Genomic DNA, 11,830 nt, shown 5'->3' on the forward strand with positions numbered 1-11,830 from the left:
CCGGCAGTTTCCTGCCGGGGTTCATGGATCAACCTAGGGTCGATCTTAGAAGTTGCGCTGAGCGCGCAGGAGCATCTGCAGGTTGCCCTGATCCTTCAGCTCGTAGGTCGCTGCGGGCTTGGCAACAGCCAGGTTGGCCGTGTTGGCGCCCGTGACAACGCCAGAGTGCTTCTGGTCGAGCCAGACGTAGCTCACGTCAGCCGTGAAGGCGAGACCCTTGACCGGAGTCCAGACCAAGTTGCCGCCGATAACCGCAAGGTTGAAGTCGGGGTTACAGGTCGAGCCAGCGGCGGGGGCCAGAGCAGCAGCGAAGTTGGCGCAGATCAGAGCCTTGCTTTGATCGCCGTAGCGGAGCGAAGCATAAGCACCGTAGATGCCCGACGCCCAGTTCGGGGACCAGTTGTGGGTATAACCACCGCGGAAGCCCCAGGTCTTGACGGTCTCGATACCGAGACCGGAACCGAACACGCCATCAGCGATACCGGCGAAGCCGATGCTCTGATAAGCGATGCCGCTGCCGCCGTAGATGAAGATGGTCTGCGGGAACAGGCTCTGGAAGTTGTACCGCGAAGCACCGTCGGTGTAGACCGCCTGCAAGTTGATCGAGTCACCCGCACCAGTCGGGATGTTCTTGATCGACAAGGCACCTTGCACCGCCCAGCCCCACTTGTCCGACGGATGACCCGTGAGCTCCGTCGTACCGTAATAAGCCGAGTGGAGTTCGTGCGCCGCCGCCGAGATCTGGAACAGACCCCAAGCCTGATCGACACGGACCTGACCGACGATGTCGGGCATGCGCGTGCCACCCCAATCGTTGACACCGTAGATGCCCTGGATGAAGGCAGCGCCCGCAGCTGCAGTCGTGGCGAAGCCACCCACTGCACCCGCAACGCCGGTCACGCTCGCGTTCCAAAGGTTCGACTGGCCGCCAGCGGCGGTCGTCATATCCTGCAACGCGACCGAACCCGTGATGCCCTGGCCGAAATCAGCCGTGTAGGCGACCTGGTTCACACCGGTGACGTTGTTGCTGCCGCCCGGAAGGAAGTCGGGACCGCCAGCCGGATAGCTCTGCCACGGTGCGTCGAAGATCGAGACGGTGCGGCCGAAGGTGAAACCAGCGAACTGGATGAACGCATGGTAGAGGCCGAGCGAAGCCGAACCGACCGAGAAGGCAGACGGGGCGCTGCCGGTCACCGAGGTGGCATCCCAGCTGAAAACCGTATCGGCGTAGGTGCGGACCACGCCGTACTCGGTTGCCGTGCGGGTATCGATGGTGAAGTCCAAACGAGCGCGGGTCTGGTAGTAGTTGTCCAGACGGTTGTTGGCGCCGCCGGGAGCACCCTGGCCAATGCCGTAGTCGCTGTTCGTGTTAAACAGCATGTCGGCACGCAGATAGCCGCCGAACTTGATGCAGGTGTCGGTGCCCGGGATGTAGTAGAATCCAGCACCGTACAGGGAGCAGATCTTCACGTACTCGACCGCCTTGGCCTTCACGGGGAGATCGGCTGCCTGAGCTCCGCCCACGGCGATCAGACCCGCCGCTGAGCCGAGCAAAAGGCTCTTAACCAACTTCATGTTAAACCTCCAAGTTGCTCTTCAGGGAAGGTCACTGACCGGACGGCCAATTCCCCAACCCCCTCTAAATCACCGCTTTCGGCCCCTTCGCGTCTTCGGACACACCCGCATGAACGCGAGGGACTTAAGCGAATGACCTAAACGGGACGACCTCGGGATGCCCCCCTCCGTCGCTCAGTCACAATTACCGAACGTCCTTGCACACACAACAAGAGAACGCTCCGAAACGGGCCGGTGCAGCGTGTTTTCCAACGGGTGTTGCACAAATAACACGCAGATGTGATCAAACCGCTCTCGTAACGCATTGTTTACATTGACGTTTTCGGAGCGGTTCCAAATGCCATCAAAGTTCCGCACATGAGGCGCCGCGCGCGAGAGCTCGGCTTGAGCCAGCTTTGAGGCGCTCGAATCGTGGAATCAGAAGGAGACTCAATGGGCAGGCATCGACCGCCTCCCCGTCGCGCAATCTGACGCAGGCAGCCTGCAAATACCTCCGCCGTCCGGGGCTCGCCATCACTCTCTATATGGAAGTCACGCTGGCGGGATAATCGGGCCGGACAGCTCGGCGAGCGAGGACGCAGAGGTGCTAGTCCTTCTTTGCACCTTTGAATTTCCTCGAAAATTCAGCGCCACGCCCTGATCCGAGCGCAAACCCGTCTCGTTTCGCAAATCGCTGGGAATATTCGAGCGAAAACACGCGCTTCCAAATTGACCAGCCCGAGCAAATAGATGCATAAGGCTCGCACCGGAGAGGTGGCCGAGTGGCTGAAGGCAACGCTTTGCTAAAGCGTCATACGGTCTCAAGCTGTATCGAGGGTTCGAATCCCTCCCTCTCCGCCACCCGGCAGCAGAATCCCCGGAAGCAGAATCAAGGTCCCTGCGCGCGTCCAGCGGAAGGCGATGGGCGACGCCGGTGCGAAAGTTCCGCACAAGGATGAGGGCGGCGAGCCCGCGCGATTCGCGCGCTCCTTATATATGTGAGCCCCCACCTAAATGCCGGATCGCCAGACCCGCCAATGCGAGGGCGCTATCAGCACGGCCTCATCGGCCCAAACATTGAACCAGATGCCGCCCTTACGCCGGCATGGAAAGGACCATGGCACAATACCTGTTTTGTGCAGACGCCCGAGTTCCAGGTCGCACTCGTCGGGAGCGATCTGAATCGGCAGCCATCGTCCATTCGTAGCCTGGTTGCTCATGCCGTCGGATTCTAGGCGACGCCATGAAGAAGAAACTTGCTCCAGCGCAGCGCGTCCGCCCGTGCGAATGAGCGCAGGCGGCGCGGCCGTTGTTCTCGCCGGCAAAGGTGACTAGAGTTTTTGCACCATTTCGCCCGAGCACAGACCCCCTACGTCGGGTCGAGAACCCATTGCATGTCGCAACAAGGCCGCAACAAGGGAGCCTCGGCCCCCTCCTCACTCCATCCGTCAGCTATTCTGGACCAGGCAATTGCGGCGCACCGTTCGGGCAATCTGTCGGAAGCGGAACGGGCCTACACGACCATTCTGAAGGGAAGCAGAACGCATGCCGTCGCGCTCCATATGCTGGGGCTGTTGCACGCCCAGCGCGGCCATTTTGCGGATGCCGAGCCTTTGCTGAAGAAGGCTGCACGCGTCGACCCCGGCAATCCCGACGTTCTTTTCAACTATGCCAACGTGCTGCGCGCGCTGGACAAGCCGGACGATGCGCTCGTCTGGCTTGCGAAAGTAATCGCCCTGGCTCCGAACTTCGCGGACGCGCATCTCAATCGCGGAGCGATCCTCATTGCACGGCAGCAGCTTCGCGAAGCCATAGCCGAGTTTGATCGCTCCATTGCGATCGCACCGTCGAGCGCCGCGTTCGCCAACCGAGGCAGCGCGTTGCAGCAGCTTGGTCGACTCGTGGAAGCGCGTGACAGCTACGCCCGCGCCATCGAGCTTGCACCGGCCGACCCACAGAACCATTTCGCGTTGTCTGAGGTTCTTGGCCAGCTGGGGCGAGACGACGAAGCGATCGTGGCTCTGGAACGAACGGTCGCACTTGATAAGACGTTCCCGTTTGCGCTGAGCAACCTCGTTGCTTGCAAGCGGAAGCGCGCCGACTGGAGCAGCTTCGAACGTGAACAGGCCACCATGGAAGACGCTGCCGAGGCAGGCGTGCCGGTCGACCCCTTCACCTTCTTTCATGTCTCCTCATCGCCTGCACGCCAATTGACCTGCGCGAAGGCCTATGTCGCCAAGGTGACCCCCGACGGGGGTGCCGCCAGGCCCGGAACGCCGAGACCGGCGTCCCGGCTCCGGGTCGCGTACATGTCGGCCGATTTTCGCAGTCATGCCACCGCGTATTTGATGGCCGGAATCTTCGAGGCGCACGACCGCGAGCGCTTCGACGTCACCGCCATCTCCCACGGGCCCGACGACGACAGCCAGATGCGCAACCGCTTGAGGGCCGCATTCGAACGTTTTGAAGATGTCAGCGATCTCGCCGACGAGGACGTCGTCAAGCTGATCGGCCAGCTCGAGATCGAGGTTCTCGTCGATCTCGGCGGCTTCACTGCCGGTGCACGGCCGAAAATCATTGCGCGCCGGCCGGCTCCTATCCAGGTCAGCTATCTCGGCTTTCCCGGCACGATGGGCGCCCCCTATGTCGACTATCTCATGGCCGACCGGATCGTCATCCCCGAAGCAGAGCAGCCTTATTACGCCGAGAAAGTGATCTATCTTCCCAATAGCTACCAGGCGACCGACGCGAAGCGACCGCTCCCGTCAAATCCACCGAGCCGGAGCCAGCTCGGACTGGCGGACGATGCGTTGGTCTACTGCGCGTTCAACAGAAGCCCCAAGATCACGCCCCCGTTGTTCGGCGTCTGGATGCGGCTGCTCGACAAGACCCCCGGAAGCGTCCTTTGGCTGCTGGATGGCGACCCGGTCGCCACGGAGAATCTGAAGCGTGAAGCCGTTGCGCGGGGGATTGTCGCCGAGAGAATCGTGTTCGCTCCGCGCGTCCCTGCTGAGGAGCATTTGGCGCGCCACCAGGTCGCCGATCTGTTCCTGGACACATTGCCCTACAACGCCCACACCGGGGCCAGCGACGCCCTCTGGGCCGGCTTGCCGGTCCTGACGTGCCTTGGGACCACTTTTGCCGGACGCGTTGCAGCCAGTCTCCTGATCGCCGTAGGCCTTCCCGAGCTGGTGACGCGATCGCTGGAGGAATATGAGGCTTTGGCACTTCGAATCGCGCACGATTCCGAACTTCGCGTCGCGCTCAGGAGCAAGCTGGCGGCGCGCCGGACCACTTGGCCGCTTTTCGATACTGTCCGCATGACGCGGGATATCGAAAAGGCATTCGACGAAATCTGGCGCAGGCATTGCGCGGGCGAAGCGCCGGCCTCGTTTGCCGTGCAAACCTCGACCTGAAGCCGCCTCGGCGCGGTGGCGCCGCCCGGTCAAGGTCCGGTTCCCAAGCGAAGTGACGCTCAGTGCGCGCAGACCCAGGCTCTCGCCTCACGCTGCGCGACGGAGATCTCGGCCTCCGACATCTGCCCGGCGATTTCCTGGCGCAGCGCCACGGCGTCCTTGCGGCCCTTCAGCGCGGCGAGATTGAACCATTTGTGCGCGGCGACGAGATCGACGATGCCGGAGCGGCCGCTCGCCCAATAGATCCCGCGCTCGAACAGCACGTCCGACAGCGCGCTCGCATCGACCGGCGTCGCCGTCTCCAGATCGAAAGTACCCTGAAACATCACGCATCCCCTTTGTTTTTATGCCGCCTCGTCCCCCGAGCGCGGCTCCCGTCCAACCTCTGATGTGCATGACCCGTCACGGGATCGTGCACTGTTCAACTCTTCCCCGTCGCCGTTTGCCGGCTTGTTGGAGGCGATGATGGCGGGCAAATTTGAATGGCAGTTTAAGCATCGCGATGAAGCAGACGTAAACGCGGGCGCGCGCCTCCTGCGCCGAGAATTCAAGAAGTCCATGATTCGCAGGGACTTCTGTCATTCGTCAGATTCGGTTTACCCTGGGATTTCAGGACATCGATAACCATCGCGCGCGGTGGCGCAGGTCATGTGGTTGCTTTTCTTCAACTGGCGTCACCCGCGCCCTCGCTACGCCAAGGCTTCCACGGTATGCGGTCTCGGGCCGCCGAAGCGGCGAAGGTGGCAGGCGGGTGACCCAGTATTCCAGCGGCCGCAATCGTTCCACGACAAGCCGCGCGTGCTGGATCGGCCCGTCGGAGCCGGGCGGCGACACCGCTGGGCGAAACGGCGCGCGATCACGCCACGGGCCGCCTTGCCTCTCCAAGCCAAGCGATCAAGCCGGCACGACAGAAGCGCGCTCGGACGCGACGCGATCAAATCAACGATGTGAGGGGGAGGAATGCCGGCAATGCCCCGGCTTCAAGGGAACGAGGGCGTCGGCGAACACGTCAGGACCAGATTCCACTTTGGCCCGAAGGCCTGTCGTGAAATTGCGGAGCCCGTTTGAGGAGAACCGCACCGAACGAAGAAAACTCGTTTCTTCTGCCGGACCGCGAAAGAGAACGGTCCGACCGTTGACCTGATGTCTCGCCGACACCCTCTATCGTCGACCAGAACCTCTAGGAGGCGCTGATGACGTGCCGGCTATCTGGAGCCGGCAACTTCAGAAGCGAAGTTACTTCTTCTTCTTCGCGACCTTGCGGGTCTTCTTCGCAGTCTTCTTCACTGCGCTCTTCGCCTTCTTCGCCTTCTTCGCTTTCTTGGCCATGTTGCCCTCCGATGTGTGAGATGGCTTTAATCGCTGCGTGCACTCGGGGATCGAATGCACTTCATCCCGAATACACCAACACGAAGAAAAAAACAGCTTCTCACTTAAAGAAGTGTTGACGCAGCAAGGCGCCTGCGCTTGGCGGGCGCGACGCAGGCGCTTCGTACGACGTGCACTTGCGATCATGCAGAGCGCGCGCATCGCCGACGTTCGCGAACGATGCGATTGCACGAAAACACTATGCAGCAAGTATTTTTTCGCGCGCGCGTATCGCGCGCGACCAACGCAGCGATGCGCATCGACAATCGTGCGATCGCCTCGCAAAGGCGTTTCGCGGACTCTGAGTCGCGATTTTTGGCAACGAAAATATTTTCATGCTTAACGGCGCGGGCGCTCGCCGGAGCGCGTTCAAGCCGCCGTTTCGGGCGAATCGCGCGGCGGCGATTCGGCCGCCGCATCGCCGTCGATCAGGATGAAGTTTGCCGTCGAGGATGCGCGCGAACGTCGCAGCGAGAACCGAAAGCGAGGTGACGAAACGCGTCCGTCACCTCGTTCGAATGCGTGAGGCTTAGACGCCGAGCTTGGACTTGAGCAGGTCGTTGACGCTCTGCGGGTTGGCCTTGCCGCCGGATGCCTTCATGACCTGGCCGACGAACCAGCCGAGCGATTGCGGCTTGTCCTTCACCTGCGCCGCCTTGTCGGGATTGGCCGCGATGATGTCGTCGACCACCTTTTCGATCGCTGAGAGATCCGTGACCTGCTTCATGCCGCGGCTTTCGACCAGCGCGCGGGGATCGCCACCCTCCTGCCAGACGATTTCGAACAGATCCTTGGCGATCTTGCCCGAGATCGTACCCTCGCCGATCAGGTCGATGATCGCAGCCAGTTGCCCGGCATTGACGGGCGAGGCCGTAATATCCCGGCCTTCTTTGTTGAGACGGCCGAACAGCTCGTTGATCACCCAGTTCGCCGCCATCTTGCCGTCGCGGGCGCGGTTGGCGAGCTTGTCGAGCACCGTCTCGTAGAACAGCGCGCTCTCGCGCTCGGCGACCAGCACACTCGCATCATAGGCCGAGAGGCCGAAATCGGCGACGAAGCGCGCCTTCTTCTGGTCCGGCAGCTCCGGCAGCTTCGCCTTCAGCGCGTCGACGAAGTCCTGGCTGAACTCCAGCGGCAACAGGTCGGGGTCGGGGAAGTAGCGATAGTCGTGCGCCTCCTCCTTCGACCGCATCGAGCGCGTCTCACCCTTGTTGGGATCGAACCGGCGCGTCTCCTGCTCGATCTCGCCCCCGTCCTCCAGGATCTCAATCTGGCGCCGCGCTTCATACTCGATCGCCTGGCCGATGAAGGCGATCGAGTTCATGTTCTTGATCTCGCAGCGGGTGCCGAGCGGCGCGCCGGGCTTGCGCACGGACACGTTGACGTCGGCGCGCAGGGATCCCTTCTCCATGTCACCGTCGCAGGTGCCGAGGTAGCGCATGATCGAGCGCAGCTTGGTCACATAGGCCTTGGCCTGCTCGGCGTCGCGGATATCAGGCTTCGAGACGATCTCCATCAGCGCCACGCCAGAGCGGTTGAAATCGATGTAGGACAGTGACGGCGACCGGTCGTGCAGCATCTTGCCGGGATCCTGCTCCAGATGCAGCCGCTCGATACCGATGGTGGCCGTCTTGCCGCCGTCGAGATCGATGATCACCTCACCCTCGCCCACGATGGGCGATTTGTACTGGCTGATCTGGTAGCCCTGCGGCAGGTCCGGATAGAAATAGTTCTTGCGGTCGAACACCGAGCGCAGGTTGATCTGCGCGTTGAGGCCGAGCCCGGTCCGGACAGCCTGTCTGACGCATTCCTCGTTGATGACCGGCAGCATGCCTGGCATCGCGACGTCGACCAGCGAGACGTGGCTGTTCGGCTCGCCGCCGAAAGCGGTAGACGCGCCCGAGAACAGTTTGGCGTTCGAGGTCACCTGGGCATGGATCTCCATGCCGATGACCATCTCCCAGTCACCAGTTGAGCCCTTGAGAAGCTTGTGCGTGGCCGTGCTCATGTCCTGCTCCCGAGCAGCGTGGCAGCGATCCGCTCCCACTCCGCTTCCAATGAATCCTTTGCCGCCGGCTGGCCGGCCTGGCGGTACCAATAGCCGGCATTGCCGAGATCGCCTTCGACGCGGTGCAAATAGGCATGCACCCAGGCGGCCTCGCGGCTGCTCTCGTCCTGAACGATCTTGTGCGCGCGGTCCCAGTCGCCCTTCGCCGCCCACCACAGGCCGGCGAGCGGCGCGTTCAGGTCCGGCGCGGGCGCCGCGCCACTGATGCTCGCGATGAAATCGGCGACATTCACCACCACCTCGCGGGCGTGAAGCGGCCGGCGGCCTGCTCGATCACCTCGCCGAGCGAGAACAGCGTCTCCTCGTCGAACGGACGGCCGATCAGTTGCAGTCCGAGCGGCAGGCCCTGCGCGTCCTTGCCGGCGGGAACTGCGATGCCCGGCAGGCCCGCCATGTTCACGGTCACCGTGAAGATGTCGTTGAGATACATCTCGACCGGGTCGGCGCCGCCCTTCTCGCCGATGCCGAAGGCCGCCGACGGCGTCGCCGGGGTGAGGATGGCGTCGACGCCTTTGGCGAAGCAGTCCTCAAAATCCTTCTTGATCAGCGTGCGCACCTTCTGCGCGCGCAGGTAATAGGCATCGTAATAGCCGGCCGAGAGCACGTAAGTGCCGATCATGACGCGGCGGCGCACCTCGGCGCCAAATCCCTCCGCACGGGTGTTCTCGTAGAGCTCGATGATGTTCTTACCCTGCTCGCGCAGGCCGTAGCGCACGCCGTCATAGCGCGCCAGGTTGGACGAGGCCTCTGCCGGCGCCACGATGTAATAGGCCGGCAGCGCGTATTTGGTGTGCGGCAGCGACACCTCGACCAGCTCGGCACCGGCCGCCTTCAGCCACGCCGCGCCCTCACTCCACAGTTTCTCGATCTCGGCCGGCATGCCGTCGAGGCGATACTCCCGGGGGATGCCGATCTTCATGGCCTTCACGGACTTGCCGATCGCCGCCTCGTAGTCCGGCACGGGGATATCGACCGACGTCGTGTCCTTGGGATCGTGGCCGGCCATCGAGCGCAGCAGCATCGCGGCATCGCGTACGCTGCGCGCGATAGGGCCCGCCTGGTCGAGCGAGGAGGCAAAGGCGACGATGCCCCAACGCGAGCAGCGGCCATAGGTCGGCTTGATGCCGACGGTCGCGGTGAACGCGGCCGGTTGGCGGATCGAGCCGCCGGTATCAGTCGCGGTCGCGCCCATGCAGAGCAGCGCCGCCACGGCCGAGGCCGAGCCGCCGGACGAGCCGCCCGGCACCAGCGTGGTGTTGCTGCCCTCGCGCCGCCAGGGATTGCCGACGGGGCCGAAGCACGAGGTCTCGTTCGCCGAGCCCATCGCGAACTCGTCATTGTTGAGCTTGCCGAGCATCACCGCGCCGTCGCGCCAGAGCTGCGAGGTGACGGTGGACTCGTAGGTCGGCACGAAATTGCCGAGGATCTTCGAGCACGCCGTGGTGCGCACGCCCTTGGTCGCGAACAGGTCCTTGATGCCGAGCGGGATGCCGGCGAGCGGGCCCGCATCGCCCTTGGCGATCTTGCTGTCCGCCTCGCGCGCCATGGCGCGCGCCTGGTCGGGCGTCTCCATCACGAAGGCGTTGAGCACGCGCGCTTTCTCGATCGCGGAAAGATGCGCGTCGGTCAGCTCGAGCGACGTGAAAGTTTTTGCCGCGAGACCCTTGCGGGCCTCGGCGAGCGTCAGCGATATCAAATCGGTCATTTATTGATCGGGCTGCAGAAGAACGGAGACAGGGTCTTGTCGTCGGCCGGGTCGTCCTTTTTGGCGGCGGCTTTCGCGGCCGCCTCGAGCTCGTCGAGCACGGCATTGACGGCGACATTGGGGTCGGCAGCCTTGCCCTGCCGCTCCATCTTGTCGAGGTAGTTCATGTAGGCCTGATAGGCCTTCTCATCGTCGCAAAGCAGGCACATCGGACCTAACCTGTTTATTCAACGACCTTCGGCACCAGGAAGAAGTGACCTTCGGTCGCGGGGGCGTTGGCAACGATATCGTCGGCGATCTCGCCGTCATCGACCACGTCCTGCCGCTTCTTCATCTGCATCGGGGTGACCGAGGTCATCGGCTCCACGCCCTCGACATTGACCTCCGAGAGCTGCTCGACGAAAGCGAGCATGGCGTTGAGCTCGCCCTGCAGATGCGGAACCTCGCCCTCGGAAACCGCAATGCGCGCCAGATGCGCGATGCGGCGGACGGTAGCGGCGTCGACGGACATTATATAAGGCCTCTTACGGCAAAACCTATGTGCCGTATAGCAGAGGCCGGTTTTGCGCCGCAACCGGCGCTTCCCCCTATCCGGCGAGGGCCTTCATGCGCCCCAGCGCCGATTTGGCCAGGTCCCGGGTCAATTCGGCGGCGGGAAGCTCGCGGCCCAACGCAACGGCCTGCCCTGCCCAGAGATTGGTGAAATCCACCCTGCCCTGCTTTTCGGCAGCCGCCTTCAGCGGCCCCAGCGCCGTCGCGGCGTGGGGAAACGGCGGCGCATCCGGCGAGATCGGACCGGCCTCGCGCATCAGCCGGTTCTGCACCCCGCGCGCAGGCCGGCCGGTCATGACATTGGTGATGACGGTGGAATCGTCCCGCGCCTCGGCGAGCGCCTTGCGGCCGCCCGCGCTGAGCTTGGATTCCGGGCAGCGCAGATAGGCGCTGCCGATCTGCACGCCGGCGGCACCGAGCGCGAAGGCCGCGGCAATGCCGCGTCCGTCGGCGATGCCGCCCGCCGCGATCACCGGCACCTTCACGGCATCGACGACCTGCGGCACCAGCGCGAAGGTGCCGGGCTGCTCGGCGATCTTGTCAGTCAGGAACATGCCGCGATGGCCGCCCGCCTCGGCACCTTGCGCAATCACGGCATCGACGCCGTGTTCTTCCAGCCAGACCGCCTCCTTCACCGTCGTCGCGGACGAGATGACGAGGCAACCCGCCGCCTTGACGCGCCGCAGCAGCGCTTGCTCCGGCAGGCCGAAGTGGAAGCTGACGATCTCCGGCTTCAGCTCCTCGACCAATTCGCAGAAAGCTGCATCGAACGGCGCGCGGTTCGCAGCCGCGATCGGCGCGGAGGGATCGAGACCGTGCTCGGAATAGTACCCTGCGAGCCGCTGCTTCCACCGCGCCTCGGCTTCGCGCGTCAGATCGACCGGCGTATGGCAGAAGAAGTTTATGTTGACCGGCGCCGTGACGCGCTGGCGAATGAGACCAACCTGCTCGCGCGCCTTCTCCGGCGAGATCATCGCACACGGCAGCGACCCCAGCGCCCCGCCCTGCGCAGCCGCAATCACCAGCTCCGCATCCATCACGCCAGCCATCGGCGCCAGCACGATCGGGAATTCGGTCTTGAACAGATCGATCAGTCGACGGTCAGGCCACATGATGCTTGCCTCGCATTCGCTCTTCCCTCTCCCCTGGTGGGAGAGGGTGGATCGC

9 protein-coding genes and 1 tRNA gene are annotated in these 11,830 nt (G+C 63.4%); 2 read left to right on the plus strand and 8 right to left on the minus strand.

The annotated features are described in order from the left end of the window. Window positions 1–45: 45 nt before the first annotated feature. A complete protein-coding gene (locus I6F16_RS22170) occupies window positions 46–1,575 on the minus strand; it encodes a porin (protein ID WP_225113869.1) in 1,530 nt (509 codons plus the stop codon). A gap of 747 nt (window positions 1,576–2,322) precedes the next feature. Between I6F16_RS22170 and I6F16_RS22175 the strand changes: the two genes are divergently transcribed. Both I6F16_RS22175 and I6F16_RS22180 read left to right on the plus strand, forming a co-directional pair. Next, a tRNA-Ser gene (locus tag I6F16_RS22175) sits at window positions 2,323–2,415 on the plus strand. Window positions 2,416–2,948: 533 nt separating this feature from the next. Next, on the plus strand, window positions 2,949–4,970 hold the full coding sequence (locus I6F16_RS22180) for a tetratricopeptide repeat protein (RefSeq protein WP_225113868.1): 2,022 nt from the start codon (window positions 2,949–2,951) through the stop codon (window positions 4,968–4,970). Window positions 4,971–5,029: 59 nt separating this feature from the next. On the opposite strand, the gene I6F16_RS22185 is transcribed toward I6F16_RS22180, so the two are convergent. From I6F16_RS22185 to I6F16_RS22215, 7 genes are all read right to left on the minus strand, one after another. Further along, window positions 5,030–5,296: a hypothetical protein gene (locus I6F16_RS22185; RefSeq protein WP_036025525.1), complete on the minus strand. Its 267-nt coding sequence runs from the start codon at window positions 5,294–5,296 to the stop codon at window positions 5,030–5,032. Between the two features lie 1,571 nt (window positions 5,297–6,867). Then, window positions 6,868–8,346, minus strand: a complete 1,479-nt coding sequence (gene gatB, locus I6F16_RS22190) for an Asp-tRNA(Asn)/Glu-tRNA(Gln) amidotransferase subunit GatB (protein ID WP_036025527.1) — start codon at window positions 8,344–8,346, stop codon at window positions 6,868–6,870. Then, a complete protein-coding gene (locus I6F16_RS22195; protein WP_085974545.1) occupies window positions 8,343–8,645 on the minus strand; it encodes a hypothetical protein in 303 nt (100 codons plus the stop codon). Before I6F16_RS22195 ends, gatB begins: the two co-directional genes overlap by 4 nt. Continuing rightward, window positions 8,636–10,111, minus strand: coding sequence for an Asp-tRNA(Asn)/Glu-tRNA(Gln) amidotransferase subunit GatA (gatA, locus tag I6F16_RS22200; RefSeq protein WP_225113867.1), 1,476 nt, complete (start codon window positions 10,109–10,111; stop codon window positions 8,636–8,638). Before gatA ends, I6F16_RS22195 begins: the two co-directional genes overlap by 10 nt. Beyond that, window positions 10,108–10,320 carry a hypothetical protein gene (locus I6F16_RS22205; protein ID WP_109143519.1) on the minus strand — a complete coding sequence of 71 codons (213 nt, stop codon included), beginning with the start codon at window positions 10,318–10,320 and terminating at the stop codon, window positions 10,108–10,110. The genes gatA and I6F16_RS22205 overlap by 4 nt, the downstream gene beginning before the upstream one ends. A gap of 14 nt (window positions 10,321–10,334) precedes the next feature. Then, window positions 10,335–10,622: an Asp-tRNA(Asn)/Glu-tRNA(Gln) amidotransferase subunit GatC gene (gene gatC / locus I6F16_RS22210; RefSeq protein ID WP_028143922.1), complete on the minus strand. Its 288-nt coding sequence runs from the start codon at window positions 10,620–10,622 to the stop codon at window positions 10,335–10,337. A 76-nt stretch (window positions 10,623–10,698) separates the two neighbouring features. Continuing rightward, complete coding sequence (locus I6F16_RS22215) at window positions 10,699–11,775, minus strand: nitronate monooxygenase family protein (RefSeq protein ID WP_225113866.1); 1,077 nt, start codon at window positions 11,773–11,775, stop codon at window positions 10,699–10,701. Window positions 11,776–11,830 lie beyond the last annotated feature (55 nt).

The sequence above is a fragment of the Bradyrhizobium sp. IC4060 genome (assembly GCF_020193715.1).
Taxonomy (GTDB): domain Bacteria; phylum Pseudomonadota; class Alphaproteobacteria; order Rhizobiales; family Xanthobacteraceae; genus Bradyrhizobium; species Bradyrhizobium yuanmingense.